Consider the following 25,569-nt stretch of genomic DNA (forward strand, 5'->3'; position numbering starts at 1 on the left):
GTTGCGGGCGGACGCCCCCCGACGCGCGGACCCGGCCGCGCCGTCCGGGCCGCGCACCCCGCGGGCCGGGCTGCTCGCCCTGGGTCTCGGACTCGCGCTGGTCGTGGCCCTCACCGCCGCGGTCTGTCTCGGCCCGACCGACCTCGCGCCCGGCCAGGTGTGGTCGGTGGTGCTGCGCCGCATCGGCGGCACACCGCCCCGGCCCGGCACCGACGACCTGATCGTGTGGCAACTGCGCGTTCCCCGGGCGCTGTTGGCGGCGCTGGTCGGTGCCGGGCTCGGCCTGGTCGGCACCGCCGCGCAGGCGCTGGTGCGCAATCCGCTGGCGGACCCGTACCTGCTGGGCATCTCCAACGGCGCCTCGCTCGGCGCGGTCGCCGCGATCGTGCTCGGCGCCGGCGGGTCGTCGGCGCTCGGACTGCCGGCCGCCGCGTTCGCCGGGGCGCTCGGCTCGTTCGCGCTGGTGTGGGGCGTCGCACGGCGCGGCGGCGGATTCTCCCCGCTGCGGTTGGTACTGGCCGGGGTGGGCATCGGGCAGTTCCTGTCCGGGTTCACCAGTTACCTGGTGCTCCAGGCCGGAGACGAACAGCAGACCCGCAGCGTGCTGTTCTGGCTGATGGGCAGCCTGAGCGGGGCCACCTGGAGCGTGCTGGCGCCGCCGGCGCTCGCCCTCACCGCCGGGCTGCTCGCCCTCATGGCGCGCGCCCGCCCCATGAACGCGCTGCTCATGGGCGAGGAGACCGCGGCCGGTGTCGGCGTCGACGTCACCCGGCTGCGCCGGGAACTGTTCGTGGTGACCAGCCTGCTGACCGGCGTCCTGGTGGCGGTGTCCGGCGCCATCGGCTTCGTCGGCCTGATGGTGCCGCACCTGTGCCGGCTGGTCATCGGCGGCGACCACCGCCGGCTGCTGCCGCTGTCCGCGCTCACCGGGGCGCTGCTGCTGGTCGTGGTGGACCTCGTGTGCCGTACGGCCATGGACACCCAGGAGCTGCCGGTCGGCGTGGTGACGGCGATGATCGGGGCGCCCGCGCTGCTGTTCGTCCTCGACCGGCGGACGGCGGTGGGCCGGTGAACGTCGCGATCGAGGACCTGCACGTCGGCTACGCGGGCCGGGACGTCGTCTCCGGAGTGCGGCTGATCGCCGCGGCGGGGGAGACCGCCGGGCTCGTCGGCCCCAACGGCAGCGGCAAGTCGACCGTACTGCGCACCGTCTACCGCCATCTGCGGCCCACCGCCGGGCGGGTGCTGCTCGCCGGTACCGACCTGCGCACGCTCACCCCCCACCAGACCGCCCGCCGGGTCGCCGCGCTGCCGCAGGAGCGCGGCAGCGACTTCGAGCTGACCGTGCACGAGGTGGTGGCCATGGGCCGTACGCCCTACCAGCGGGCCTTCGCGGGTGCCGACCGGGCCGACCGGGAGGCGGTGGCCGGCGCCCTGGCCGCCGTCGGCCTGGCCGGCCACGGCGGCCGCCGGTTCGCCGCACTCTCCGGCGGCGAGCGGCAACGGGCCCTGCTGGCCCGGGCGTTCGCCCAGGACCCCGACGTCCTGGTGCTGGACGAGCCCACCAACCACCTCGACGTCCGGCACCAGGTCGAGCTGCTCGCGCTGCTGCGCGCCCGGCGCCGGACGACGCTGATCTCGCTGCACGACCTGAACGCCGCGGCCTCGCTCTGCGACCGGCTGCACGTGCTGCACGCCGGCCGGGTGGTGGCTTCCGGCCCGCCGCGCGAGGTGCTCACGCCCCGGCTGCTCGCCGAGGTGTTCGGGGTGCGCGCCGCGGTGACGGACCATCCCCTCACCGGCGAGGTGCTGATCGCCTACGACCACCGGGAGGTGCTGCCCGCCGCGGACGGCTGACCGGCGTCAGTCCGCCACGAAGTGGCTCGGCCGGCCCCCGCGCAGCACCAGCCGGCCGCGCCGCTCGGCGTCCGCCCGGTGCAGCAACTCGCGTCGCCCGTCGGGGTGTTCGAGCACGCAGGAGTGCCAGGGCGTCGTCCACACATCGGGCGCGTCGAGCAGCCGTATCCCGAACTTGGCCGAGCCCCGCGGCTGCGGATGGATGGAGAGCCGGAAAGCGCCCGGGTGGTGCGCGGCCACCAGCCCGCCCCAGGCGGCGCTGCGCCGCATCACGCCGTACGCCCGGCGCCGGCAGTCGCGCTGCAGCGCCGAACGGGTCCCCGGGAAGGCGGCGGTGTCCTCGAAGAGGAACCGCGTGATGCCCTGATACAGCCGACGGGTCGGATCGTCGCTGCGCGTCAGCGACCGCAGGCTTTCCGGGGACGGGGCGTGCCGTGCCTCGGCCAGCGCCCGCCGCTCGTCGTACGACAACCCGTCCCCGTACACCTCGCGCAGGTCGAAGACGTCCAGCCGGGTCAGGCCCTCGGCGCGGATCAGGGCGCGCAGCGCGTCCGCATAGGCGTCGATGTCGGGGTCCGGCACCCCGATGAGGTCGCTGAAGATGTGCCCGTCCGAGCAGATCACCACCCGGGCACCGGGCGGGTGCACCGCCGTCACCCGCGCGCACAGCGCGTCCAGGAAGCGCAGCGCCAGCCGCTCGCCCTCGTCGGGCAGGTGGCCGAGCACCTTCGCCGGGTTGGGCGACTTGCAGGGGAAGCCCGGCAGGGTGAACACGATCGGCTGCCCGGCCGCGACCGGCCCGGCGAGCTGCCGGAGCTGGGCCGGAAAGGCGTCCGGGCGCTCCCCGGGCCCGGCGTCCAGCGCGCGCCGGTACGGCAGCAGCGTGGCGAGCACCGCGGCGCAGACGGCCCGGTGACCGTCGGGCGGGCCGGGGCGCGCCCCGTTCGGGCCCATGGGGCTGATCGGTCCGAGGGGGGCGGTCGGACCGGTCGGACTGGCAGGGGTGGTCAGGGTGGTCGGGGTGGTCAGCACGCGGCGACCGGCCCGTCCGCCACGGGGCAGCCACCGTCGGTCCCGTAGGACACCGGCAGCCGGTCGACGCCCCGGGCGAGCACCGCCGGAATCCACCGGAGCCCGGCGTCGGGCACGGCCAGGCGGAGGCCCGGCAGCCGCCGCAGCAGGGTCGCGAGCGCGATCCGGAGCTCGATCCGGGCGAGCGCGGCACCGGGACAGAAGTGGATGCCGTGCCCGAACGCGAGATGCGGATTGGGGGAGCGGCCGAGGTCCAGGGAGTCCGCGTCGGGGAAGCGCTCCCGGTCGCGGTTGGCCGCGCACAGCGACACGATCACGGAGTCGCCCGCCGGCACCCGGGTGCCGTGCAGATCGGCGTCCTCGGCGAAGAACCGCCAGGTCGTCAGCTCGAAGGCGCTGTCGTACCGCAGGAGTTCCTCCACGGCGCGGGGCAGCAGCTCCGGGCGGGCGGCCAGTTCGGCGAGGCGCTCCGGGTGGCGCAGCAGGGCGACCAGCGCGGTGCTGATCTGGTGGGTGACCGGCTCCTGGCCCGCTACCAGCAGCTGGAAGACCATCGAATCCAGCTCGGCCGGCCCGATGTCACCGTCGTCGCAGGCGGCCACCAACCGGGAGAGCAGATCCCCGGCCGGCTCCCGGCGCTTGTGGACGACCAGGTCGGCGATGTACCGCTGAAGCCCCCGCAGCCGTGCCTCGTACGCCGGGCGGCCGGGCTCGCCGGGCCCCACCGGTTGCACCACCTTGCCCCAGTCCCGGTCGAAGCGGTCCGCGAACTCCGCCGGCAGACCGATGACCTCGGCGAGCACGTCGAACGGGAAGCGGGCGGCGAACGCCTCGACCAGGTCGGCCCCGTGCTCCGGGAGCGCGTCGGCCAGCGCCTCGGCCCGCTCCTCGAAGCGCGGCGCCAGCGCCGCCACCCGCTGCGGCGCGAAGGCGTCGGTGATCAGCCGGCGCAGCACGGTGTGCCGGGGCGGGTCCTGGTGGAGCAGGTGCACCTGCAGCTGGGAGCGCTGCGGCTCCGGCATGATCGAGGCCCGGGCCCGCCAGGCGGCGTTGCCCCGCGCATGGTTCTTGCCCAGCCGCGGGTCGGTCAGCGTCTGCTGCGCGGCCCGGTACCCGGTGACGAGCCAGGCGCACACCCCGCTGGGGAAGCGCACCCGGTGGACCGGGCCGCGCGCCCGCAGCTCGGCGTAGAGCGGATAGGGATCGCGGGTGTACTCCGTCCCGTACAGCTCGACGGGATCGGGCAGTGCGGACATACGTCCTCCTCGAACGGGGCTGGTCTACGACGAACCGCGGCCGGACGGCGCGGCGTTGGAGAGGTCGGGCGCGACGGGCGCCGAGTTCCCGCCATCTGCCGGGAAAGGGCCGGGGCGGGGGGAGTGCCGGTGCGTGGCCGGGAGGGCGCAAACCCAGTTAGTCGGGCCGGGGAGCCGCCCGGTTCCGGCGACGGAACGGGACAAACCTCACGCACCGGCGGGCCCCCGATCGGCGGTTCACCGCCGTTCGTGCCTGCCACGATGACGCGATGACCAGCTCTCCGGCCGACCGCAGTCGGCCCCCGCTCCGCCCGGTCCCGGCACGGCTGTTGCCGGCCCGGCCGGTCCTCGGCTTCGTCGCGCTGCTGGCGGTGCTCTTCGCCCTGTCGTACACCGCCGGGTCCCTCACCGGCCCGGTCGCCCCGGGACTGCGTCCGGCCGACGGTTCCCCCGCGGGCGGCCCGGAGCCGTCCGGCGGCGGGGACATGGGCGGGATGCACGGCATGGGCGCCGGCGCGCCCCGCCCGGCGACGGTGGGGGCGCCGACCCGATGAGCCATCCCCGGTCCGGGCCACGGCCGCACGACGTCACGGCGGAGCCGTCGCCCTCCCGCACCACCACCCTCACCATCGGCGGGATGACCTGCGCGGCCTGCGTGGGCCGGGTGGAGAGGAAGCTGGGCCGGCTGGACGGCGTGGCGGCCTCGGTGAACCTGGCCACCGGCCGGGCCACGGTCAGCCACCCCGAGGCGGTGTCCGTCAGCGACCTGATCGGCACGGTCGAGGCCGCCGGGTTCACCGCGGAACTCCCCGCACCGCCGACCGAGGACCCGCCCCGCACCACCGGGGAGCCGGCCGGCACCCACCAGGGCGACGCCGGTGCCGAGCGCCACCGGCTGCTGGTGACCGCCCTGTTGGCGCTCCCGGTCCTGACCCTGTCGATGGTGCCAGGCTGGCAGTTCCGGAACTGGCAGTGGCTGTGCTTCGTGCTCGCCGCGCCCGTCGCCGTCTGGGGCGCCGCCCCCTTCCACACCCGTGCACTGCGCGGCCTGCGGCACGGCGCCGCCACCATGGACACCCTGGTCTCGCTCGGCGTCGCCGCGTCCTTCGCCTGGTCGACGTGGGCGCTGTTCCTCGGCGGGGCCGGGGCGCCCGGTATGACGATGCCGTTCAGCCTGCTGCCCACCGGGGGCGACGGCAGCGCGCACCTCTACCTCGAAGCGGCCGTCGGCGTACCGCTGTTCGTCCTGGCCGGGCGCCGCATGGAGGCCAGGGCCCGGCGCGGCACCGGCTCCGCGCTGCGGGCGCTGGCCGAACTCGCGGCCAAGGACGTCGCCGTACGGACCGCCGACGGCGAACGGAGCATCCCGGCGGACCGGCTGCGGGCCGGGGACCACTTCCTGGTGCGGCCCGGCGAGCGCGTCGCCACCGACGGCACCGTCGTCGACGGCAGCTCCGCCCTGGACCTCTCCCTGATCACCGGCGAGAGCCGCCCGGTGGAGGCCGGGCCCGGCTCGGCGGTGGTCGGCGGCGCGGTCAACTCCGGCGGGCTGCTGGAGGTACGGGCCGACGCGGTCGGCGCCGACACCCAACTCGCCCGGATCACCCGGCTCGTGGAGGAGGCCCAGACCGGCAAGACGCACATCCAGCGGCTCGCCGACACGGTGGCGGCGGTCTTCGTCCCCGCCGTGCTGACCGTCGCGGTCTCTGTGCTCGGTTTCTGGCTCGGCGCCGGCGCCGACCCGCAGGCCGCCCTCACCGCCGCGGTCGCCGTCCTGGTCGTCGCCTGCCCGTGCGCGCTGGGGCTGGCCACCCCGACCGCGCTGCTGGCCGCCACCGGCCGCGGCGCACAGCTCGGGATCCTGGTCCGTGGCCCGCAGGCGCTGGAGCGGCTGCGCCGCATCGACACCGTCGTCCTCGACAAGACCGGCACCCTGACCACCGGCCGGATGAGCGTCACCGCGCTCACCGCCCGCCCGGACGGCCCCGGCCCCGACCGGACGCTGTGGCTGGCCGCCGCCGTCGAGCAGGGCTCCGAGCATCCGCTGGCCCGCGCGATCACCGCCCACGCCCGCGAACGCCACCCGCACCCCGGTCAACTCCCGCCGATGGCGGGCGACTTCCGTGCCGAGGCCGGTCACGGCGTACGGGGCGCGGTGGACGGCCACCGGGTGGAGGTGGCCCGCCCGGGCGACCTCACCGGTCTGCCGGCGCCGCTCGCCGACGCGGTACGGGCCGCGGAGGCCGCCGGGCACACGGCGGTCCAGGTCACCGTGGACGGCACCCCCGAGGCGGTGCTGGCCGTCGGCGACGCCCTGCGCCCCGACAGCTACCGTGCCGTCGAGCATCTGCGCAGGTTGGGCCTGCGGCCGGTCCTGGCGACCGGCGACCGCGCCGCGACCGCCCGTGCGGTGGCCGACCACCTCGCCGTCACCGAGGTGCACGCCGAGGTCCGCCCCGAGGACAAGGCCGCGCTGGTCGCCACCCTGCAGGAACAGGGCGCCCGGGTCGCCGTCGTCGGCGACGGCGTCAACGACGCGGCTGCCCTCGCGCTCGCCGACCTCGGCATCGCCATGGGCAGCGGCACCGACGCCGCGATCGGCGCGGCCGACGTCACCCTCGTACGCGAGGACCTCCAGGCCATCGCCGACGCGGTGCGCCTGGCCCGCCGCACCCTGGGCGCCATTCGCGCCAACCTCGCCTGGGCGTTCGGCTACAACCTCGTCACCGTGCCGCTCGCCGCGGTCGGGTTGCTCACCCCGATGCTGGCGGCCGCTGCCATGTCCGTCAGCTCGCTGCTCGTGGTGGGGAACAGCCTGCGCCTGTGTGCCTGGCAACCGGGCAGCGGCCCGGGGAATCCCGGCCGTCGGCCGAACAACACCCCGCCCCACCGGCCTCGTTGGGAGACCGCATGAACCGCGACGCAGTGAACGGTGAGCGCAGGGACGGCGGGCGCGGGGGAGGGGCGCGCAGGCAAGGGGCGTGCGGGGGAGACGCGCCGACGCAACGCGACGGCGGGAGCCGGCTGCCGGTCGCGGCCCTGGCCGTCCCCGTAGTCACCTGCCTGGCGACCCTCGGCACGTTGACCCTCTGGACCGCCACCGGAAACGCCGGGACCCCCGCCCGGCTCAGCGTCTCCGAGGGCCGGGCCCTGCTCCTGCCCTCCCCGGACGGCCGTACCGAGGCCACCGCCGCGTTCTTCACCGTCCGCAACTCCGGTGGCGCGGACGACGTCCTGACCGGCGTCAGCGGGCCCGCCGGGCACCGGGTGATGCTCAGCCGCACCGTCGACATCGGACGCAATGCCCGCCGCATGGAGATGGTCCGCTCCGCCACCGTCCCGGCCGGCGGCGCGCTGCGGATGACCCCGACCACCCTGGACCTGATGCTCAGCCCCGCCCCGGCCCGCGCCCCCGGCGACCGCCTCACCTTCACCCTGCACTTCCGCAACAGCCCCCCGCTGACCGCACACGCCGTCGCGTCCCGCCCCGGCCCCGCCCTCGACCCACCCGACACCCCCTGACCGCCCGAAAAGCGGACGCTCAGGGTAATCCCAGGACACCTCCCACCTTATGCGTCACTTCAGTGACTTGAGTGTGGAACCTTTTCGCCGTGTGAGTGCTCTTGCAAGAGGCGCAGGTGTACGCGGGTACGCATGTCGGCATGCGTCCTCCCGCACACCGCGCGTCATGCACGGCCTGAACATGACGAACGCCAACCTGTGCCGCCCCGGCGGCACTTGGGATGATCTGAGAGGTCTGCTGGGATGAAGATCCGCCGCGCCCTGACAGCCGCCGCAGCGGCTGCCGTGATAGCTCCCGCCGCCGTACTGGCCGCGCCCGCCGCCGCGTTCGCCACGGAACCGGTGTCCGAGGCCGGTCCCCGCACGCCCGCCTCCCCCGACTTACCCGATGGCGCAACACCGACAGGCCGGTTAGCGGAGTCCGCGACGACCGGCGGCGGAACGGGCAACCCGGACGAGTCGCGGCGCCCGGGCGATGCCGCTGCCGGCGGCTCGGCATCCCAGGACCGCGACGGTGCCGCCCGTCCCGCCCCGGGGAAGCCGTCGAAAGCCGCCGGGACCGCCGAAGGGACCACGGAGAAGACCACCCGCGCGGGTGCCGCCACCGGTGGAGGCAAGGACGCCGGTGATTCCGATGGCGCGGGTCAGTCCTGCGCGTTCGAGTCCGACCAGCTGCAGGTGGCCGTCCACGGGCTGCCGCGCCAGCTGGCCGCGGGCGGGGCCTGGACCCCCTTCTCCATGACGCTCACCAACACCACCGCCAAACCCCTGGGCGAGGTCCAGCCCTTCCTGCGCGTCTCCTCCGCCGAAGACGTCGACCGGCCGTACTGGGAGCTGGAGACCGAGTACCGCGACGCCAGGACCGGGCGGTGGAAGACCTTCCACGACGCGGAGCCCGACGACCTGTTCGGCTTCTTCGCCGTCGGCCCGCGCAGCACCGTCACGCTCCAACTGCGCACCCACGTGGTCAAGGACGCCAAGCCCGGCAAGGGGTACGCGCTCGCCGCCGGCGACTACCGCAACCGCGACGGTTCCTGTGGTTCGGCCAAGGAAGCCTGGTACGACTTCACCATCCTCCCCGCGGGCGCGAAGCCGACGCAGCCCCCGACCGCCGCGCCGAGTGAGCCGGGCGGCACGGCCGGGCACGGCCAGAGCGCCGCGTCCGGCGGCGGTACGGGTGGTTCCGATTCCACCGGCGGCGTCAGCCCGCAGGGCGGCGCCCACCTCGCCGCGACCGGCTCCTCGTCCGCGCTCCCGGCGATCGCTCTCGCCGGCGGAGCCGCGACGCTGGTCGGCGCGGGCGCGGTCATCGGCGTGCGCCGCCGGAAGGGCGCGGCCGGTCCCGGCGCCACGGACGTCACCGCGTGAGCGCGACCGGTTCTCCAAGCACCCGATAACCCCACAATCCACGGCCTTGGAATCCAACGGCACCGGAAACAAAGGTTCCAAGAGGCCGAAGAGTCAGGAAAGAGATCTTCATGAAGCTGCGCCGCGTACTGTCGGCCACGGCCGCGACGGCCGCCCTGCTCCCCGTGGCGGTCGCCGCCGCGCCCGCCTCCCAGGCGGCCCCCGCCGCGGACATCCCGTCGTGCTACGACGTCTCCAACGGGCAGTACCACGACAACACCTTCGTGGGCCGCTCGTTCGGCATACCCGAGTCGATCACTCTCGGCACGCACTGGACGACCTACACCGCCACGCTCACCAACGCCTCGGCGAAGGAGCTGAAGTCGTTCGAACTCAGCGCCAAGGTGGGCAGTTATGTCTACAACGAGGGCGAGCGTGACCTGAGCCCGTACAGCGATCTGCAGTACTGGGACACCTCGCAGCGCGCCTGGAAGACGCTGCGCGATGCCGAGGGAAACGCCCGCGGCACCGTCCCCGGCCCGAAGACGCTGAAGCCCCGCGAGTCCGTCCACGTGCAGCTGCGGTTCCGGGTGAACAAGGACCTGCCCCTGGACCACCCCTACGACGCGTTCACCGGCCTCACCGGCACCTTCGTCGACCACTTCCGCGACACGGAGTGCACGGCCCACGGCGAGGCCACCGGCGGTTTCTCCCCCAAGGGCTGAAACCCGCGGGGAGCGCTGCCGCCGTCGCGACCCGGCGGCGGCAGCCCGCTCACGTCCCCGCTGACCGGCGGCCGGCCGGAGGACGCACCCGCCTTGATCGTCACCGCCTCGATTGTCAGAGGCTGCTGGCAACATCGCCGCCATGAACGTCATCGCCGGAGTACAAGCCTCCGACCGCGCTGTTCTGGCGAACCGCCGCCGACGTAACCGACATCCTCGCCACACCGCCCGAGCCGTCCGAGGTGGAGTACACCTGCTACCTGCCGGAGCCGTGCGTGCTCGCGCCGGAGCAGATCACGGAGTACCCCAACTTCCGCGATTTGAGCGAGGAGTTGCAACAGCAGCCGGCGGACCGGAACACGTGGCAGGCGGCCGGTGCCGAGGTCGTACCTGCGTCGGCCGGTGTGCGGGCTTCCGTCCTTGGCCCGGTCCACCATGGAGTCGATGAGCCGGCGCGAGGTGTCGTCGCTGAGCGGCACGGGTGCGCCGCCTCGATCCGCAGGAAGAACCGGTCATCGGGGTCCGCGAGGCCGCGCCGGTTCGCCTGCGCGTGAAGCGCGGTGGCGGCCCTAGGACCTGTCCCGTCGATCTTGGCCATAGGCTGGGCGCGGCATGATCAAGCCGAACAGGTCATGGGTGATGGGGGTAGCGGGTTGGGTCGGCAGGAGAGGTATCGCAAGGTGCTCAGACCGCTGCTACGAGCCGGGCTCGAGGTGATACCCGACGCGGTTCCGGCCTCGGCGATACCGCATGTCCTCGGGTACGAACGAGAGCGAGTTTTCGGCTTCTTCCTAGTCGAGTACGGGGACCCGCGACTCGTGGAGCGGCTCAACGAGGGCTGGTACGACCTCGCCGTGTCCGCCGGCCTGCTCGATGAGAATCGCGAATTCCTTCTCATGTTGCCCAGAGGCACCTGGACGGCCGCGGTAGACCGCCGGCTGCGGCACAGGATGCATATCTGGCATCGGGCCCGTCTGCTGGACCGCTGGGACATCATGGGGGCCGGCGCGGCTACGTTCCTTGGCATTCGTGCCGGCCACCCTGGCTTCGCCATGCTGGCCCTGGACAACGCGGTCTCGGCCTGCGCCCCGATCGTCAGGTTCGAAACCCGGTGCAGGATCCCGTCGATCACCTGCCGGTGATCACGCCACCGCCCACACCGCCCATTGCTCACCGGCAGAAACGGCCGCAGCCGCTCCCACTTCGCGTCCGACAAATCACCGCGTTCGCCGCGCCCCATGCCAGGCGCAACGAGCAGATCAGCCGACCGTCCCATGATCGACCGGACAGGTCCTAGTCGTCGTGCTTCGGCACCACGCACAGGGTGGCGGACTGGTTGTCGTCGTCGAGGAAGGTGACCTGCTGGTGGCCGTAGGTGACCTTCCACGAGGAGCTGATGAGCTGGCAGCCCGTGGCGAGCCGGGAGCTGGCGGGGCCGAGCCGGACGAGGACGGTGTACCGGGTGGCGGCCGACCAGCACGGGACCGTGACCCAGCCGCCGGGGTCCTTGTCGTGGGCGGGGATGTCGTGGACGCAGTCGCCGGTCTGGGCGTTGGCGATGTCCCCGTGCGCAACGGAGCTGACCCAGTCGGCGAAGCCCTGGTTGTCGGCGTAGACGATCCCTAGGATCAGGGCGATGACGGCGAGCACGCCGAGCGTGCCCCCCGAGGAGTCCGACTGCGACGCCTTCGCCCCTTGCGCCGCGGCCGCCGGCCTGGGCGTGGCCGGTTTCGGCGGCGGGGTACGGTGCGCGGCGGCCGGCCCGCCCCCGGACGCGGCCTTCCACGGCCTCGGCGGCTGCGGTGTCGTCCGTGGCCTCGGCGGCTGCGGTGTCGCCCACGGCCTGGGCGGCTGCGGTGCCGGCCGCGCCTTCGAACCCTGCGGTGTCGCCCGCGGCTTCGGCGCCTCGGGCCTCTTGCGCGGCTTCGGCGCGTCCGGCGCCTCCGGCAGCTTCCGCGTCCTGGGCACCTGCGGCTGCCGCGGCGCGGCAGGCGCCTCGGCCGGCTTCGTCGGGGCGTCGGCGCCGGAACCGGCCGCGGCCGACGGCGAGTCGAGCAGCGCCAGCGCCGCGGCGACCGTGAGGCGTTCGTCCGGGTCCTTCGCCAGCAGGCCGTTGATCAGCGGCGCGAGCCGGCCCGCCCGCCGCGGTGGGGCGGCCTCCTCGTACACGACCGCGTGGAACGAACCGGCCGGTGTGTCACGGCTGAACGGCCCGACGCCCTCCACCGCCTCGTAGAGGGTCGCCCCGAGCGAGAACAGGTCGCTGGCGGCCCGGCCGTTCTCACCCCGGGCCCGCTCCGGAGCGAGGTACCCCACCGAACCGATGACCGCCCCCGACGCGGTCAGCCGGGGGTCCGTCCTGCTGACGGCGATCCCGAAGTCGGTGAGCAGCACGTCCCCGCCGTCGGCCAGCATGACGTTGGCCGGTTTGAGGTCGCGGTGCACGATCCCGGCGGTGTGCATCGCGCCGAGCGCCTTCAGCAGCGCCGCCGCGATCTTCGCCGCGGTGTCCGGCGGCAGCGGGCCGTGCCTGCCGAGGTGCTCCTGTAACGACCGCCCGACGACGAGCTGCATGACGATCCACGGGACGTCGTCCTCGATGACGACGTCGTAGACGCTGACGATGTGCGGATGGTCGCGCAGCTTCACCGCGTTGAGGGCTTCGCGGCGGGCGCGCTGCAGCCGCTCGGACCGTTCGGCGGCCGCCATCGCCGGCGGCAGCCACAGCTCCTTGACCGCCACATCGGTGCGGAGCGTCTGGTCGTGCGCCTTCCAGACCCGGCCGAACCCCCGGCCCCCAGCTCTTCGGCCAGCCGATAGCGGCCGCCGATCACCTGCCCCGGCTGTGTCACTGTGCCACCGTCCCCCCGCCCGGCGTCGAGCCCGGCGAGAAGACAGCGTAATGGGCCGCCCGCCCCTCCACCACGGCCCGGAACGGCAGCGGGAGACCGCCCGCCGTACGGCCACGGCTCCCGTACGGCGCCGGCCGCGCCCCGGTCACCAGACCGGGAACGCGGCCGGCGCCCGTCAGGCCACCGCGCCCGTCAGGCCACCGCGCCCGTCAGGCCACCGCGCCCGTCAGGCCACCGCGCCCGCTCCGGCAGCCGCGCCCGCCAGCGTCCGCGGCTGCCGGCCGGGCTCCGCCCGTTCGGCGTCCGTCACCAGCGCGACCAGCGTCTCCCGGGCCCGCGCCACCCGGGACCGTACGGTTCCCACCGGGCAGCCCATCACCCCGGCCGCCGCCGCGTACGGCAGCCCCAGCAACTGCGTGAGCACGAACGCCTCCCGCCGCTCCGGCACCAGCGCCGCGAGCAGCTCGGCCAGCGCGACGCCCTCGTCGAAGCCCGGCACCCCGCGCGGCTGCACCCGCTCCGCGGCCGACTGCCAGTCGTCGGTCGCGGCCAGCCGCGGCCGGCACGAGTGGGACCGGATCCGGTCCGCCACCACCCGCCGGGCGATGGTCAGCAGCCAGGTCCGCGCCGAGGACCGGCCCTCGAACCGGGGCAGACTGCGCAACGCCCGCACATAGGTGTCCTGCATCAGGTCGTCGGTCGCCTGCGGGTCGCCGCTGAGATGCGTCACATAGCGCCGCACATCGAGCTGGGTGGCCCGCACGAACTGCTCGACGGCCCGCTCGTCCCCGCTGCGCGCGGCCAGCGCCCAGCCCGTCACCGTCTCGTCATCCCGCATGCCGCGACCGCCCCTCGCCGCACGCGCAGGCTTCGGGGAGGATGGAGGCATGCACTGCTCGCGCGCCCGTACGGCCCTCTCCGCCCGGTGTGACGGGGAGGAACTGCCCCCCGGTCTCACCGCCCGGCGGCTCGACGACCACCTCGCCGGCTGTCCGGACTGCCGGCACTGGGAAGCGCGGGTCCGGGCCCTGACGAGGCACCTCGACCGTGCCGCGGCGCGTGCCGAGGAGGACGCCGCGGCGTCCGTCGACGCGCTGCTCGCCGGGCTGCGGTCGACCACCGCCCGCCCGGCCGCGGCCGTTCCCGGCGCCGGTGCACCGGACACCGGCGACGAGCCGACCGGCTGACCGCACCCCGGACGGGCACCGGCCCGCACCGGCTCGGGTGCCGCCGGCGGAGGCGGTCGGTGGTGCCACCCGCATCCGGGCAGCGTGCTTCATCTGGGTTCTCTTGGAGTCCACTGGAGTCCTTCGCATGATCCGGCCGCCGCCGCGTGGGACGGCGCTCGGTGACGTCGGAGCCAGGACCCCCTCCGCCGCACGTGCGCAGGTGGCCGCGTACGTACTTACGCGCTCGCGCAGCCTGCTGCACCCGGCGCGCGGCGCCCGACGGCACCGGTGCTCGACCGCACCCGGCGCGCGGCGCCCGGAAGGAGATGTCCTCGGCTCAGGTGTTCGCCCCTGCTGTCAGCCGACGGCCGACAGCCGGATCGTGCGGCGGACCCCGCAGCGACATCGCATGGGCCAGCAGCAGCTTCTGCACCGGGCGCCGCGGCTCCTGCCGGGCGGCGCGCACGACGGGCCGCGCCTCGGGCAGCACCCTCCGCAGGACGAGCACCAGCGGCGCGAACAGCCGCGCCGACACGCTCCGTACGAGACGGAACGCGGCCCGCTCGCCACCCCACAGCCACACCGCCGCGAGCAGGGCGACCAGCAGGTGCGCGGCGAACATGCCGGCCGCGCTGCCGTGCTGCGCCATGCCGGCCATGTCAGCGTGCGGCAACCACCCCGTGGCTCCCGCGGAAGACCCCCCGGCCGGATGCGCCATGCCCGGCATGCCCGCCATGCCCTGCATGCCCTGCATGCCCTGCACGTCCGCCATCTGCTGACGCATCAGCTCCAGCATCCGGTCCGTACGGCCGCCGGAGGCCGGCATCTCCTGAGCGCCGCACATCCAGGCGGCCGCCCACTGCCGTACCGACAGCCGCGTGCCCTGCCCACCGGCGCCGGCCGCCATGACCTGGCCGAGCGAGAAGGCGCTGTGCAGGGCCGCCTGGGTACCGACGGTCAGCAACCCCACCAGCACCGGGCCGCGTTCCCGGCCCGCGACACACCAGGCACCGCCCGCGGTGACCGCCCCGGCCGAAAGCAGCATCCACGCGGGGACCGCGGCATCCGACATCACCACGTGCCCCAGCGCGGCGAGCAGCACACACACCACCGCGAACACCGCGGCGCGCAGCCCCCTGAGTACCCGCCCCGCATCCATGACGCCCCATCGTCCCACCCCGCTCCCACGACGGAACGCGAGGGTCACCCGATCCGGCCGGTGGCGGGGCAACGCGGGCCGCCGGCCCGCGGCAACCCTCCCGCCGCGGTCCCCGGTCGTCCGCGGCGGCCGGCTCAGACGCCGTCAGGGCAGGTCACGGCGCATCAGGTCGGCGTAGGTCTCGCGGCGGACGACGGGACGGGAGCGGCCGTCGCGGCAGAAGACGACCGGGGGACGGCGGGCGGCGTTGTAGTTGTTGGCGAGCGAGTAGGTGTACGCGCCGGTGGCGGGGACGGCGATCAGGTCGCCGGGCCGCGGGTCGTCGAGGAGCACGCCCGCGCTGAGCACGTCGCCGGATTCGCAGTGCCGTCCGACGACCCGGCACCGCTCGCCGCCGGCCGCGCCGCCCGGCCGGGTGGCGACCGTCGCCTCGAAGCGCTGGCCGTACAGCGAGACTTCGAGGTTGTCGCCCATCCCGCCGTCCACCGCGACGAAGGTCTCGCCGTGCGCGCGTTTGACCGTCACCACGCGGTAGAGCGACACGCCCGCCTCGGCGACCAGCGACCGGCCGGGCTCGATGACGATCCGGGCGCCGGCCGGCAGCAGGGTGTCGGCGGCCGCGGTCAGCGCGTCCACGTACGCCTCGACGCTCGGCGGCCGGTCGTCGTACGTGTACCGGGCGCCCAGCCCGCCCCCGAGGTCGTACACCGGGAACGTGCCGAGCTCGGCCACCGCGGCCACGGCCCGCACGAACGGCTCGGTGTCGAGGATCTGCGAGCCGATGTGCACATGCAGTCCGTCCAGGCGCAGCCGGTCGCTGGCGCGCAGCCGGGCGATCGCGTCGCGCGCCTGGGGCACCAGCAGGCCGAACTTCGAGTCGCGCTGCCCGGTGGAGACCGCCGCATGGGTGTCGGGGCGGATGTCGGGGGTGACGCGGACCAGCACCGGCTGCCGATAGGTGCCGGAGGTCTGCCCACGGCCTCCCTGGCCGGCGGCGCCCGGGGACGGTGAGCCCGGTCCCTGCGCGGGCTCGGCGAGGAGGCGTTCCAGGCGGTCGATGTCGTCGAAGTTGTCGATGACGACAAGGCCGACGCGGGCCTCGACGGCCGCCCGGAGAAACTCGTCGGTCTTGGCGTTGCCGTGCACGATCACCCGTGCCGGGTCGGTGCCCGCCGCGAGCGCGAGGGCCAGTTCGCCGCCGCTGGCGACGTCGACGCCCAGGCCCTCCTCGGCGAGCAGCCGGTAGACGGCGGTGCAGGGGAACGCCTTGGAGGCGAACGCCACCGTCGAGCCCGGCCGGCGCACGGCGAGCGCGTCGGCATACCGGCGGGCCCGGGCCCGCAACGCCCCTTCGTCGACGAGCAGGGCCGGGGTGCCGTGGCGCGCCGCCAGCTCCCCGACGTGGCAGCCGCCGATGCGCAGCGCACCGTCGGGCGCGGTCGAGGTGCCCGGCGGGAAGAGCCCGAGCAGGGCGTCGGGGGAGCGGCGGGCGGCGGCGGTGGTGGCGGGTGCGGCGGCGGGGGGCCGGACGGCCATGGCAGGGCTCCTTGCGGGGCGGCAACGGGAAGGGCGCCCGGGCACGTCACGCCCGGCGGTCCCACCATGCTGAGGCCCACCTCACTGCTCGTCGTTGGCGCAATCGCCTAGGGTCCGGGCATGGATCTGACGGATACGCCGAACCCGCCCGGCCTCGACGGCACCAGCGAGGAGCTGTTCGCCCTGGCCAACGCCGTCGCGGCGGTGATCGGCGGTTCGGTGGCGATCGAGGACCTCGACCACCGGGTGCTGGCCTACTCGTCGCTGCCCGGCCAGCGGATCGACGAGCTGCGCCGTCGCGGCATCCTGGAGCGCCGGGTTCCCGAGGACCCCGAGCAGCTGCGCCAGTACCGCGAGGTGCTCGGCGCGCGGGGCGTCGTCCGGCTGCCGGTCCTCGCGCCCGACGAGCTCCCGCGCGCCGCCGCGGCCATCAGGGCCGGCAACCTGCCGCTGGGCACCCTGTGGGCGATCGTGGGGGAAACCCCGCCGGACGAGGCGGGCGACCGGGCGCTGCTGGACGGCGCACGGCTGGCGGCGCTGCACATGCTGCGCCACCGCAGCGCGGCCGAACTCGGCCTGCGGGCCCGCGAGGACGCCCTGCGGGCCGCGCTGCGCGGGGACGGGACGGCGCCGGAGACCCGCTTCCAGCTCGGTCTGCCCGTCCGGCCCCGGCTGACCCTGCTCGGCTTCGCACCGGCCGCCGGCGGGCCCGACACGCTGGGCCCCGGCGGCGTCCGGCTGGCCGCGGCGGCCGCCCGGCACTGGGCCGCGGTGCGTGCCGACGCGGCCGTGGCCGCCGTCGGGCGGACCGTCTACGCGCTGCTGCCCCAGGCCGGCCCGGACGAGGCCCGCCGGCTCTCCGAGCAGGCCGTGGCCGCGCTCGGCCGCACCCTCGCGGCACCGCTGCGCGCCGCCGTCAGCCGCCCCGCCACCGACCCGGCCGCGCTGCCCGCGCTGCGGGCCGAGGTGGACGACGTCCTCCGGGTCACCACCGCCTCCCCGGACGCACCGGGCGTCGCCGCGCTCACCGACGTCCACGCCCAGGTCCTGCTGCTGCACTGCGCCGACGAACTGGCCCGCCGCCCCGGCCTGCGCCACCCCGCCATCGACGCCATGCGCGCCCACGACCACGGCCGTGGAACCGCGTACGCCGCCTCGGTCCTGGCCTGGCTGGACGCGGTCGGCAACATCGCCGAGGCCGCGCAACGGCTCACCGTCCACCCCAACACCCTCAAGTACCGCCTGCGCCGCGCCCGCGAACTGTTCGGCCTCGCCCTGGACGACCCCGACGTCCGGCTCTCCTGCTGGCTCCAACTCCGCCTCCCACCGCCCGCAGCGGACCCGCGGACCGCTTAACCGCCCGCCCCCGCACTGGCGTTGCGGTAGAAAGACCGGATGCCTGAGCTACCTGTCTGCGGTCCGGAAGGGCCCCTCCGTGCCCCGTCCGCCCGCTCGGCGCCGCCCGCCCCCGTGCGGGCCGTGCTCTTCGACTTCTCCGGGACGCTGTTCCAGGTCGCCGCGTACGCCGACCGGATCCGGGCGGCACTGGCGCGGCCGGTGGACGACGCGACGATGGGCCGCCTGCTCGACGGCCTCGAAGCCGGCCTCTCGGACCCCGCCGTCGTGGCGGCACAGCGCGCCCGGGACGTCTCCGCGCGGGCGCACCGGCACGCCTTCACCACCTGGTACGCCTCGGTCGCCGAACTGGCGCCGGTCGCCGGGGTGCTCTACGAGCAGCTCAGGACGCCCGAGCACTGGGTGCCCTACGCGGACGCCGAACCCACCCTCGCCCGCCTGCGGAGCCACGGGGTGGCCCTCGGCGTGGTCAGCGACGTGGGCTGGGACCTGCGGGCCACCTTCGCCCGGCACGGCCTGGACCACCACGTCTCCTCCTGGGTGCACTCCTACGAGCATCACACCGAAAAGCCCGACCCGCTGCTCTTCCACCACGCCTGCCGTGAGCTGGGCGTGGCACCGGCCGAGACGCTCATGGTCGGCGACCACCCGGCCAAGGACGGCGGCGCGGCCGGCGCGGGACTGCGCGCCTATGTGCTGCCCGCGGGCGCGGCGCCCGGCGCCCACCGCGGACTGGACGCCGTACTGCGGTTGACCGGCCGGGACTGAGCCCCGGCCGGGCACCGCCCCCGCACCGGGTCAGCCGGCGCAGGGCGAGCGGTGAACAGAGGTCAGCACCCGTACCCTGCTGCGGCACGTCGGCGAGCAGACCTGCTCCGCGGAGTCCGCGCTGATCAGACCACGGGCGGTCCCGCCTCGATGCGACGCAGCACCGGGGGGAGGCGGTCCAGGTCGGGGCCGGTCTGGTCCTGTCGTTCGTCCCACCACGTGGCGCCGGCGTCGCGCAGCGGGCCGATCACGTCCCGGGCCTTCGCCGCGTCCGGGGGTGTGGCACCGCCGAGCACGAACTCGAAGGGGCGCTCAGCCCCGGCCGTACGGTGCTCGCGCACATAGCCGACCAGTTCCCGCACCTCCGCCACGTCCGGCACCTGGCCGTGCCGGGCCGTCTCGAAGAGCGGCGCCGCGCCGTCCCACCGCGCTGCCCGCCGCATGGGCGCGCGACGCGGCCAGAACCCGCCGATCCACACCGGCGGACCCGGCCGTTGCACGGTGGCGGGCAGCAGCGTCACGTCCCGGACCTCGTAGTGCCGGCCGTGGTGGTTCACCTGCTCGCCGGACCAGAAACGGCCCAACAGCTCCAGTCCCTCGTCCAGCCGCTCGGCGAGGAGGCGTGGCTCGGCGGCGTCGCCGAAGCTGCGGTACTCGTCCTCGACCGGGCCGCCCAGGCCGGCGGCGAAGATCACCCGGCCGCCGCTCAGGTGGTCCAGGGTGGCCACCTGGCGGGCGAGTTGCTGCGGACGGTAGCGGGGGACCGGCGTCAGCAGTGTGCCCAGGCGGATCCGCGAGGTGGCCAGCGCGGCCGCGGTCAGCAGCATCCAGGGGTCCCCGAAGGGACGCCCCTGGTGCCGCCGGTGCAGTACGTGGTCCCAGACGAAGAGCCCGTCCCAGCCGGCCTGTTCGGCGGCAGCCGCAACGGTCGCGACATTGCGGGGGTCGGCGAAGTCACCGAAGTTCGGGATGTTGAGGGAGAAGCGCATCCCAGCAGGATGCGCAGCCGGCCACGAAGCGGCAACCGGGTTCGGACACCGCCGGCCTCACGGCAGGCGTGCGGACCCCGCACGTTTCATGCGCGCTCGCCCACGTCCGCGAGGGAAGATCACCAAGAGGAACGGAGGCGGCTCATGCGGTGCGCGGGCCGCCCACGAGGCCGAGCAGGACCGGACCGGTCGGGGAGGCGACCAGTTCGCCCACGGTCAGCGGGTCGAGTGCGGTGTAGAAGGCTTCCTGCGCCGTGCGCAGGGCCCCGCGGAGCCGGCAGGCGGCGCGCAACGGGCACGGCGGGCCGCCCTCGCAGGCCACGACCTCGTCATCGCCCTCCAGCTCCCGCACCAGCCAGCCGACCGACGCCTGCCGCCCGAGCTCGGTCAACTCCAGGCCGCCGCCGCGTCCCCGCCGCGCGTCCACCACGCCGAGGTGCTGCAGCCGCGTGACGGCCTTCGCCATGTGGGCGTAGGGCACCTCCATCGCCTCCGCCACCTCACGCGTCGTCATGGAACCGTCCTGCGTGGAGACCGCCAGGCGCATCACCGCTCGCAGCGCCAGGTCGGTGAACTTCGTCAACCGCACGTGCCGACGCTAGCAAATACGGATGTTAGATTCCTATTTGAGGTACCGGAATTCCCGTGCGGGGTGCCGGGAGGGGTGTGCCGGGGGGTGTTGAATGCAGTGACAGGTACGCATCGGACGGTGGAAGTGATGGCCGACGGACACTCGGACCCCAGTGCCGCGAGCGGAGACCCGGTCCCGCGGCTGCTGTGCGACGTCAAGGCGCTCGCCGCGCTCGACCCGGCACCAGCGGGAGCGCGGTGGCGGCTCGCCGAGCCCGGCCGGCAACTCGACGCCAACGTCGTGCACATCCGCCCCGGGGAGAGCATCGACGCGCACACCGATCCCGACCTCGACGTCCTCCTCCTCGTCGTCGCGGGAGACGGCCTTCTGGGCGCGACCGGTGGGCCGGTACCGCTCGCCGAAGGGAGCCTGGTCTGGCTTCCGCGCGGCTCCACCCGCAGTCTCACCGCGGGCGGGGACGGGCTGGCGTACATGACCGTCCACCCCCGCCGTCCCGGCATGCGGATCCGCTCCCTCGGGACGCCCCGGGACCAGGGCCGGGACGAGGAGCAGGGCCGGGGCTGAGACCGGGACCGGGACCGCGTTGCGCCGGATGGCAACGGAGCGGCGGGCCTACGGCGAGCCGCCCCGCCCCGGCGGGGGCGCGGCGGCTACAAAGGGCGGCGTGCACGACAGCGACGAAGCGGTGGCCCCCGAACCCGATCCCGGTCCGTGTGATCTGTGCGGCGGTCCCATCCCGCCCAGCTTGCAGATCTTCTCCCTGGTGCCGGATTCCTCCGTCATCCATCCCGAGGACCCGGGCCAGGACGGCCAACGGCTCCTGGCGGCCTGCAGTCCCGAGCATCTGTCCGATCTCCAGCAGCATTACCGGCGGCGTCCCTACGTCAACGAGGAACTCTGGTCCGGCAAGATCGCCCGTGCCCTGCGCGCGCATCCCGAAGGGCTCGACGACGAGCATCTCGTCCAGGCCACCGGCCTGAACGTCATCCAGATCGAGCACGCCCTGTCGTGGGAGAGCGAACGCTTCCTGCGCGGCGAGACCCTACCGGGCGCGGACGGGACGACGCCGGGCGCCGACGAGCGCCCGGCGGACGAGTGGTGACGCCGTCTCCGTGCCCGGCGCGCGCCGCGCGGTGAGGCCGCTTCCGTGCCCGGCCGCCGTCAGCGGCCCGCCATGATCACCGCGTAGGCGATGAAGAAGGCCGCGCACAGCACGACGATGATGCCGAGGATGACGGCCGGGCCCTTGGCCCAGCCACGCGACTGCGTGTCACGGGGGCCGGTCTCGGAGCCCGTGCTGTCCTCGCCCGGCGGCGTTTCTCCCGGTGGCACGCCACCGGCGGCGCCGAGACCCGGCGTCTCGTCCGGGTTCGGCGCCGGGTACTGGTTGCCGTTGCCCATACCGGAAACCTCTCTTGGTTACCCCGAGCAGCCAGCTCTTCCCGCTCTCCCTCCGGCGTGGCTGCTCACCTGCCGCGGAACGCGGCCCTACGTGACACGTGGCCGGGGTGTGTGGGGAGGCCGCCCCGCACGGTCACGACGCGCGCCGTCGGACTTCGGTCGACGCCGGCTACCAGTAGTGCCGCCGTCCGGCCACCGCATGTCCCATCGAGCCGAGGATCCACAGGATCGCGCCGATCACGGCGAGAATGATTCCGATGGTCCACAGAATGCCGATGCCGGTCAAAAAGCCGATGACGAGCAAGATGATTCCGAGAACGATCACGATGTGCTCCGATCTCGCAAACGGTTTTTCCTTCTCAACTGTGATCCCGGCCGGGCACAAGGGCAACTGCTGGCGGCGCTCCCGCTGCTGGAGAGCCGCGGGGGAGCGGCTTCGGCGGCGGATGGCGGCCGCAGGCCCCGCCCCGCCCCGTCGTCCGGGGGTTCGAAGCGACGTACCGACTGGTCGGTACGTGCTGCGGTGGCTGCTCTCCAGGCGTCACACGGCGTCTCTTCCTGTCCGTGCGGCGCAGGCCGGCCCGAGTCGCGCACGACCGCCCTTCGCGGTGAAGTGGGGGTGTGGCAACAAGGGAAGAGGAGGCCGAGATGAACCGCCCCGAAACTCCTGAGGAACCACGAGTCGGCGACCGTGAAAGCGAAAACGGCAAACCGATGAAGATCGCCGAAATGGCGAAACGGAAAGCGAAGCAAACGATGGAAAAACTCAAGCCGCACGACGGCCGGCGGTCGGAAAGCCCGCCCCCGTAGCCGACGGCGGCCTCGTTCCGCGGCGCCCCGGCCCCTCGCGTACGGTCGCCCCGGCGCGGAACGGCCTCCCCGTGCCGGCGCCCGGCCTGTGACGCTCCATGCCGTGCCGGCGCGTCCGCGGCGGCCGGTGTCCGGGCGGCGCTCCGCCCGTCGTTCAACACGCTAATGTGACCACCGGAATTGACGGCCCGTCCGGTGGTGCGGTGCCGGGCGGCGGAGGGAGCGCGGGGCATGGCGGAGCCGGAGGACTGGATGGCGGTCCGGGCCGCACCGCCGGTCGACCTCCACACGGACCGACCGCACGCCGCCCGCGTCTACGACGTCCTCCTCGGCGGCAAGACGAACTATCCCGCCGACCGCGCCGCGGCCGAACAGACGCTGGCCGCCCTCCCCAACGCCGCCATGATCGCCCGGCAGAACCGGGCGTTCATGCAGCGGGCCGCGCGCTATCTGGCGGCGGAGGCCGGTATCCGGCAGTTCCTGGACATCGGCACCGGCATCCCCACCTCGCCCAACCTCCATGAGGTCGTCCAGGCCACCGCCCCGCAGTCGCGGATCGTGTACGCCGACAACGACCCCATCGTGCTGGCCCATTCCCGCGCCCTGCACACCAGCCACCCCGACGGCAGGACCGCCTACCTCCAGGCCGACCTGTGCCGCCCGCAGGAGATCCTCCACGACGAGCAGCTGCGCCGGACCCTCGACCTGGGCCAGCCGCTCGCGCTGACCCTGGTGGCCGTCCTGCACTGGCTCCCCTCGGACCACGATCCCTACGCCATCGTCGGCGAGCTGCTCGACGCCTTCCCGGCCGGCAGCTTCCTCGCCCTGACCCACGTCACCGACGACTTCGAGCCCGACGCGCTGGCAGAGGTCTCGGAGAACTTCCGGGCCGAGGGGTCGCACGTCAACGCGCGCGGCAAGGACGAGGTGCAGCGCTTCTTCGACGGGCTGGACATGGTCGAGCCCGGCCTCCGGGTGGTGCAGCAGTGGCGGCCGGACCCCGTGGAGCTGGGGGCGGACGCGTTCGGCGAGACCGACATCCCGCTCTACGCAGGGGTCGCCCGGAAGAACTGACGCGCCGCCGGTGACGGCGCGGTCAACGCACGGCCTCCCGGCCCGGCATGCCGCCCGCGGCGGCCGGCGGGGGACATGGCAGGGCCGCCCACACCGCCTTCCCCGCGGTGGTCGGGACGGTCCAACCCCAGTTCCTGCTGAGGCAGTTGACGAGGTGCAGGCCGCGGCCGGACTCGGCGAGGCGGTCGGGGGTGCCCAGTACGGGGACCCGGTTGCCGGGGTCGCGGACGCCGCACACCACGACGCCCCCGCGGCGCAGCAGACCCAGCCGGAGCGGGTGCGGGGAGGCGTCGCGGGCCGGGTGCCGCGCGAGTCCGTGGCGCAGGGCGTTGCTCAGGAGTTCGGTGACGACGAGCACGGCGTCGTCGAGGAGCGGGGTCAACTCCCAGTAGGTGAGCGTCGACCAGGTGAACCGGCGGGCCTCGCCGGCCGCCCGCTGGTCGCCGGTCAGGGCGCGGACGGCGCATCCGCCGGGGTCCCGGCGGCGCTCGTCGTCCCGGAGGGCGTCCTGCGAGACCTGGGTCAGCCAGTGGTCAACGGGTGCGTCGAGCAGGCGGGAAGCGGTGGGGGATCCTGCCGGGCGGGGTGTCATCACGATCTCCGTGGAGCCTCTCGGGCCTGCGTCACGAACGGGTGATTCGCGACCACTATCCCCGGCTGCCGCTGGTGCTGCAAGTGCATCCGCAATTACAGTCAGAGGAAACGTAATTGCATCGGTAAGTGCAGATGCAATTACACAGGCGCATGATGCCTGGTCACGCCAGTTTGTGTCGCGCGTACGGCACTTGAGCAGGTGAGGAGTTGAGATGCAGCAGCTCGACAACGGAGTGCAGGCCGATCTGATCGAGGGCGTGGTCTGGAGGAAGAGCCGGCACAGCGCCCCGGGTGGCAACTGCGTGGAGGTCGCCGCGCTGCCGGGCGGCGGCTTCGCCTTCCGCAACTCGCGTGATCCGCAGGGCCCCGCGCTGATCTACACCCAGGCGGAGCTGGACGCCTTCGTGGCGGGCGTGAAGGACGGCGAGTTCGACGCGATGGTGGGCTGAGCCGGGAGAAGGCGTACCCAACTCGCCCGGATCCAGGGCTTGCTGTCCTCGCGGCCCCCGCGGGACCGGCGAGCCCTGCGCGCGTCCTGGTGCCGACGACTTTCTGTACCCCGAGACCGTTGAATGGGATACTGCATGTATCCGCACTGTCGCTCACGGGAGTTGGAATGTCCGCCATGATGCGGCCGCACGCCGAGCTGTCGATAAGGCACTACCTGGAGCAGCCGCAGGTCGGGCCGACGGTCGTGCGGATCGTGCTGGGCGCCCAGCTCCGCAGGCTGCGGCAGGAGCGCGGCATCTCGCGGGAGGACGCGGGCCATGCGATCCGTGGCTCCCACGCCAAGATCACCCGGGTGGAGCGCGGTCAAGTCGGCTTCAAGGAGAAGGACTTGGCCGATCTGCTGACCCTCTACCGGGTGCATGACGAGGCGCAGCGCGCGGAGTACTTCGAGCTGGCCCGGCAGGCCAACACCTCCGGCTGGTGGCACCAGTACAACGACGTCCTGGAGGACTGGTTCGAGCTGCACATCGGGCTGGAGGAGGCCGCCGAGGTCATCCGCAGCTACGAGGTGCAGTTCCTGCCCGGCCTGCTGCAGACCGAGGCGTACGCCTACGTGGTCACTCGTCTGGGGTATCCCGACGCGGCGGAATCCAAGATCGACCGGCTGGTCTCGCTACGGATGGCACGCCAGAAGCTGCTGACCCGGCCGGCCGCGCCCCGGCTGTGGGCCGTGGTCGACGAGTCGGTGCTGCGCCGCCCCTTCGGCGGCCCGGACGTGATGCGCGCACAGCTGGAGCACCTGCTGGAGGTGGCCGAGCTGCCGAACGTGACGTTGCAGATCGCCCCGTTCAGCGTGGGGGCGAACGCGGTCGCCGGCTCGCCGATCACCATCCTGCGATTCCGGGAGCCGGAACTCCCCGACAAGGTGTATCTGGAGCAGCTGACCGGCGCGGTCTATCTGGACAAGCAGGAGTCCGTCGACCAGTACACCTTGATCATGGAGCGGCTGTGCACGGCGGCCGATCCGCCGGAGGAGACCGGCGCCTTCCTCACGGCGCTGCTCGACCAACTGCCCTGACC

At 74.2% G+C, this 25,569-nt stretch carries 28 protein-coding genes; 17 read left to right on the plus strand and 11 right to left on the minus strand.

Annotation, left to right across the window (positions count from 1 at the left end; genetic code table 11):
- Position 1 precedes the first annotated feature (1 nt).
- Both SL103_RS14575 and SL103_RS14580 read left to right on the plus strand, forming a co-directional pair.
- Positions 2–1,072: a FecCD family ABC transporter permease gene (locus SL103_RS14575; protein WP_069573724.1), complete on the plus strand. Its 1,071-nt coding sequence runs from the start codon at positions 2–4 to the stop codon at positions 1,070–1,072.
- Positions 1,069–1,857 (plus strand): ABC transporter ATP-binding protein, encoded by a 789-nt coding sequence (locus tag SL103_RS14580; RefSeq protein ID WP_069569285.1) that lies wholly within the window; start codon positions 1,069–1,071, stop codon positions 1,855–1,857. Before SL103_RS14575 ends, SL103_RS14580 begins: the two co-directional genes overlap by 4 nt.
- 6 nt (positions 1,858–1,863) lie before the next feature.
- On the opposite strand, the gene SL103_RS14585 is transcribed toward SL103_RS14580, so the two are convergent.
- Both SL103_RS14585 and SL103_RS14590 read right to left on the minus strand, forming a co-directional pair.
- Positions 1,864–2,811 carry an L-tyrosine/L-tryptophan isonitrile synthase family protein gene (locus tag SL103_RS14585; protein ID WP_069573722.1) on the minus strand — a complete coding sequence of 316 codons (948 nt, stop codon included), beginning with the start codon at positions 2,809–2,811 and terminating at the stop codon, positions 1,864–1,866.
- Between the two features lie 71 nt (positions 2,812–2,882).
- Positions 2,883–4,145: a cytochrome P450 family protein gene (locus tag SL103_RS14590; protein WP_069569287.1), complete on the minus strand. Its 1,263-nt coding sequence runs from the start codon at positions 4,143–4,145 to the stop codon at positions 2,883–2,885.
- A 269-nt stretch (positions 4,146–4,414) separates the two neighbouring features.
- Here SL103_RS14590 and SL103_RS14595 point away from each other — a divergent pair, with 269 nt between their 5' ends.
- The 6 genes from SL103_RS14595 (at position 4,415) to SL103_RS37810 (ending at position 10,881) form a co-directional block, all read left to right on the plus strand.
- Positions 4,415–4,699, plus strand: a complete 285-nt coding sequence (locus SL103_RS14595; protein ID WP_069569289.1) for a hypothetical protein — start codon at positions 4,415–4,417, stop codon at positions 4,697–4,699.
- Positions 4,700–4,782: 83 nt separating this feature from the next.
- A complete protein-coding gene (locus SL103_RS14600; protein WP_069573725.1) occupies positions 4,783–7,059 on the plus strand; it encodes a heavy metal translocating P-type ATPase in 2,277 nt (758 codons plus the stop codon).
- Positions 7,056–7,667, plus strand: a complete 612-nt coding sequence (locus SL103_RS14605) for a copper chaperone PCu(A)C (protein WP_079145748.1) — start codon at positions 7,056–7,058, stop codon at positions 7,665–7,667. The genes SL103_RS14600 and SL103_RS14605 overlap by 4 nt, the downstream gene beginning before the upstream one ends.
- 243 nt (positions 7,668–7,910) lie before the next feature.
- Positions 7,911–9,035 (plus strand): LPXTG cell wall anchor domain-containing protein, encoded by a 1,125-nt coding sequence (locus SL103_RS14610; protein ID WP_069569291.1) that lies wholly within the window; start codon positions 7,911–7,913, stop codon positions 9,033–9,035.
- A gap of 110 nt (positions 9,036–9,145) precedes the next feature.
- Positions 9,146–9,739 carry a hypothetical protein gene (locus tag SL103_RS14615; protein ID WP_069569293.1) on the plus strand — a complete coding sequence of 198 codons (594 nt, stop codon included), beginning with the start codon at positions 9,146–9,148 and terminating at the stop codon, positions 9,737–9,739.
- Positions 9,740–10,557: 818 nt separating this feature from the next.
- On the plus strand, positions 10,558–10,881 hold the full coding sequence (locus SL103_RS37810; RefSeq protein WP_164492801.1) for a hypothetical protein: 324 nt from the start codon (positions 10,558–10,560) through the stop codon (positions 10,879–10,881).
- Positions 10,882–11,032: 151 nt separating this feature from the next.
- Here the strand turns inward: SL103_RS37810 and SL103_RS14630 are convergent, their stop codons facing one another.
- Positions 11,033–12,706 (minus strand): serine/threonine-protein kinase, encoded by a 1,674-nt coding sequence (locus SL103_RS14630; protein ID WP_079145750.1) that lies wholly within the window; start codon positions 12,704–12,706, stop codon positions 11,033–11,035.
- A 111-nt stretch (positions 12,707–12,817) separates the two neighbouring features.
- Positions 12,818–13,429 (minus strand): sigma-70 family RNA polymerase sigma factor, encoded by a 612-nt coding sequence (locus SL103_RS14635; RefSeq protein ID WP_069569300.1) that lies wholly within the window; start codon positions 13,427–13,429, stop codon positions 12,818–12,820.
- Positions 13,430–13,478: 49 nt separating this feature from the next.
- Between SL103_RS14635 and SL103_RS14640 the strand changes: the two genes are divergently transcribed.
- The gene (locus SL103_RS14640) at positions 13,479–13,778 is read left to right on the plus strand and encodes a zf-HC2 domain-containing protein (RefSeq protein ID WP_069569302.1); all 300 of its coding nucleotides are present in this window, start codon (positions 13,479–13,481) and stop codon (positions 13,776–13,778) included.
- A gap of 319 nt (positions 13,779–14,097) precedes the next feature.
- Here the strand turns inward: SL103_RS14640 and SL103_RS14645 are convergent, their stop codons facing one another.
- The gene (locus tag SL103_RS14645) at positions 14,098–14,919 is read right to left on the minus strand and encodes a PE-PGRS family protein (protein ID WP_069569304.1); all 822 of its coding nucleotides are present in this window, start codon (positions 14,917–14,919) and stop codon (positions 14,098–14,100) included.
- Between the two features lie 144 nt (positions 14,920–15,063).
- Entirely contained in the window at positions 15,064–16,455 is a 1,392-nt protein-coding gene (locus tag SL103_RS14650) for a diaminopimelate decarboxylase family protein (RefSeq protein ID WP_069569306.1), read from the minus strand.
- 120 nt (positions 16,456–16,575) lie between these two features.
- Here SL103_RS14650 and SL103_RS14655 point away from each other — a divergent pair, with 120 nt between their 5' ends.
- Together SL103_RS14655 and SL103_RS14660 are read left to right on the plus strand one after the other, a co-directional pair.
- The gene (locus SL103_RS14655) at positions 16,576–17,811 is read left to right on the plus strand and encodes a PucR family transcriptional regulator (RefSeq protein WP_069569308.1); all 1,236 of its coding nucleotides are present in this window, start codon (positions 16,576–16,578) and stop codon (positions 17,809–17,811) included.
- A gap of 39 nt (positions 17,812–17,850) precedes the next feature.
- A complete protein-coding gene (locus SL103_RS14660) occupies positions 17,851–18,579 on the plus strand; it encodes an HAD-IA family hydrolase (RefSeq protein ID WP_079145751.1) in 729 nt (242 codons plus the stop codon).
- Between the two features lie 125 nt (positions 18,580–18,704).
- Here the strand turns inward: SL103_RS14660 and SL103_RS14665 are convergent, their stop codons facing one another.
- Positions 18,705–19,568, minus strand: a complete 864-nt coding sequence (locus SL103_RS14665) for an LLM class flavin-dependent oxidoreductase (RefSeq protein WP_069569311.1) — start codon at positions 19,566–19,568, stop codon at positions 18,705–18,707.
- A 142-nt stretch (positions 19,569–19,710) separates the two neighbouring features.
- Entirely contained in the window at positions 19,711–20,157 is a 447-nt protein-coding gene (locus SL103_RS14670) for an RrF2 family transcriptional regulator (protein ID WP_069569313.1), read from the minus strand.
- 129 nt (positions 20,158–20,286) lie between these two features.
- Between SL103_RS14670 and SL103_RS14675 the strand changes: the two genes are divergently transcribed.
- Positions 20,287–20,724: a cupin domain-containing protein gene (locus SL103_RS14675; protein ID WP_069569314.1), complete on the plus strand. Its 438-nt coding sequence runs from the start codon at positions 20,287–20,289 to the stop codon at positions 20,722–20,724.
- 100 nt (positions 20,725–20,824) lie between these two features.
- Positions 20,825–21,262: a hypothetical protein gene (locus tag SL103_RS14680; RefSeq protein WP_164492802.1), complete on the plus strand. Its 438-nt coding sequence runs from the start codon at positions 20,825–20,827 to the stop codon at positions 21,260–21,262.
- Between the two features lie 59 nt (positions 21,263–21,321).
- Here SL103_RS14680 and SL103_RS14685 read toward each other — a convergent pair whose 3' ends face one another.
- Positions 21,322–21,561 carry a DUF6480 family protein gene (locus SL103_RS14685; protein ID WP_069569317.1) on the minus strand — a complete coding sequence of 80 codons (240 nt, stop codon included), beginning with the start codon at positions 21,559–21,561 and terminating at the stop codon, positions 21,322–21,324.
- Between the two features lie 169 nt (positions 21,562–21,730).
- Positions 21,731–21,886 carry a DUF6131 family protein gene (locus tag SL103_RS37815; protein ID WP_099055418.1) on the minus strand — a complete coding sequence of 52 codons (156 nt, stop codon included), beginning with the start codon at positions 21,884–21,886 and terminating at the stop codon, positions 21,731–21,733.
- A gap of 323 nt (positions 21,887–22,209) precedes the next feature.
- Here SL103_RS37815 and SL103_RS37820 point away from each other — a divergent pair, with 323 nt between their 5' ends.
- Positions 22,210–22,371: a hypothetical protein gene (locus SL103_RS37820; protein WP_164492803.1), complete on the plus strand. Its 162-nt coding sequence runs from the start codon at positions 22,210–22,212 to the stop codon at positions 22,369–22,371.
- Between the two features lie 231 nt (positions 22,372–22,602).
- Entirely contained in the window at positions 22,603–23,445 is an 843-nt protein-coding gene (locus SL103_RS14690; RefSeq protein ID WP_069569318.1) for an SAM-dependent methyltransferase, read from the plus strand.
- A 22-nt stretch (positions 23,446–23,467) separates the two neighbouring features.
- Here SL103_RS14690 and SL103_RS14695 read toward each other — a convergent pair whose 3' ends face one another.
- Positions 23,468–24,037, minus strand: coding sequence for an ATP-binding protein (locus SL103_RS14695; protein WP_069569320.1), 570 nt, complete (start codon positions 24,035–24,037; stop codon positions 23,468–23,470).
- A gap of 214 nt (positions 24,038–24,251) precedes the next feature.
- Here SL103_RS14695 and SL103_RS14700 point away from each other — a divergent pair, with 214 nt between their 5' ends.
- The gene (locus SL103_RS14700; RefSeq protein ID WP_069569322.1) at positions 24,252–24,488 is read left to right on the plus strand and encodes a DUF397 domain-containing protein; all 237 of its coding nucleotides are present in this window, start codon (positions 24,252–24,254) and stop codon (positions 24,486–24,488) included.
- A gap of 167 nt (positions 24,489–24,655) precedes the next feature.
- Positions 24,656–25,567: a helix-turn-helix domain-containing protein gene (locus tag SL103_RS14705; RefSeq protein ID WP_069569323.1), complete on the plus strand. Its 912-nt coding sequence runs from the start codon at positions 24,656–24,658 to the stop codon at positions 25,565–25,567.
- Positions 25,568–25,569 lie beyond the last annotated feature (2 nt).

It is taken from the genome of Streptomyces lydicus (assembly GCF_001729485.1).
Taxonomy (GTDB): Bacteria; Actinomycetota; Actinomycetes; order Streptomycetales; family Streptomycetaceae; genus Streptomyces; species Streptomyces lydicus_D.

Bases quoted from the DNA above. Each gene is read 5' to 3' on its own strand.
- SL103_RS14585 (WP_069573722.1), bottom strand. From the start codon at position 2,811: ATGGGCCCGAACGGGGCGCGCCCCGGCCCGCCCGACGGTCACCGGGCC.
- SL103_RS14590 (WP_069569287.1), bottom strand. From the start codon at position 4,145: ATGTCCGCACTGCCCGATCCCGTCGAGCTGTACGGGACGGAGTACACC.
- SL103_RS14595 (WP_069569289.1), top strand. From the start codon at position 4,415: ATGACCAGCTCTCCGGCCGACCGCAGTCGGCCCCCGCTCCGCCCGGTC.
- SL103_RS14600 (WP_069573725.1), top strand. From the start codon at position 4,783: ATGACCTGCGCGGCCTGCGTGGGCCGGGTGGAGAGGAAGCTGGGCCGG.
- SL103_RS14605 (WP_079145748.1), top strand. From the start codon at position 7,056: ATGAACCGCGACGCAGTGAACGGTGAGCGCAGGGACGGCGGGCGCGGG.
- SL103_RS14610 (WP_069569291.1), top strand. From the start codon at position 7,911: ATGAAGATCCGCCGCGCCCTGACAGCCGCCGCAGCGGCTGCCGTGATA.
- SL103_RS14615 (WP_069569293.1), top strand. From the start codon at position 9,146: ATGAAGCTGCGCCGCGTACTGTCGGCCACGGCCGCGACGGCCGCCCTG.
- SL103_RS14635 (WP_069569300.1), bottom strand. From the start codon at position 13,429: ATGCGGGATGACGAGACGGTGACGGGCTGGGCGCTGGCCGCGCGCAGC.
- SL103_RS14640 (WP_069569302.1), top strand. From the start codon at position 13,479: ATGCACTGCTCGCGCGCCCGTACGGCCCTCTCCGCCCGGTGTGACGGG.
- SL103_RS14645 (WP_069569304.1), bottom strand. From the start codon at position 14,919: ATGGATGCGGGGCGGGTACTCAGGGGGCTGCGCGCCGCGGTGTTCGCG.
- SL103_RS14650 (WP_069569306.1), bottom strand. From the start codon at position 16,455: ATGGCCGTCCGGCCCCCCGCCGCCGCACCCGCCACCACCGCCGCCGCC.
- SL103_RS14655 (WP_069569308.1), top strand. From the start codon at position 16,576: ATGGATCTGACGGATACGCCGAACCCGCCCGGCCTCGACGGCACCAGC.
- SL103_RS14660 (WP_079145751.1), top strand. From the start codon at position 17,851: ATGCCTGAGCTACCTGTCTGCGGTCCGGAAGGGCCCCTCCGTGCCCCG.
- SL103_RS14665 (WP_069569311.1), bottom strand. From the start codon at position 19,568: ATGCGCTTCTCCCTCAACATCCCGAACTTCGGTGACTTCGCCGACCCC.
- SL103_RS14675 (WP_069569314.1), top strand. From the start codon at position 20,287: ATGGCCGACGGACACTCGGACCCCAGTGCCGCGAGCGGAGACCCGGTC.
- SL103_RS14685 (WP_069569317.1), bottom strand. From the start codon at position 21,561: ATGGGCAACGGCAACCAGTACCCGGCGCCGAACCCGGACGAGACGCCG.
- SL103_RS37820 (WP_164492803.1), top strand. From the start codon at position 22,210: ATGAACCGCCCCGAAACTCCTGAGGAACCACGAGTCGGCGACCGTGAA.
- SL103_RS14690 (WP_069569318.1), top strand. From the start codon at position 22,603: ATGGCGGAGCCGGAGGACTGGATGGCGGTCCGGGCCGCACCGCCGGTC.
- SL103_RS14695 (WP_069569320.1), bottom strand. From the start codon at position 24,037: ATGACACCCCGCCCGGCAGGATCCCCCACCGCTTCCCGCCTGCTCGAC.
- SL103_RS14700 (WP_069569322.1), top strand. From the start codon at position 24,252: ATGCAGCAGCTCGACAACGGAGTGCAGGCCGATCTGATCGAGGGCGTG.
- SL103_RS14705 (WP_069569323.1), top strand. From the start codon at position 24,656: ATGTCCGCCATGATGCGGCCGCACGCCGAGCTGTCGATAAGGCACTAC.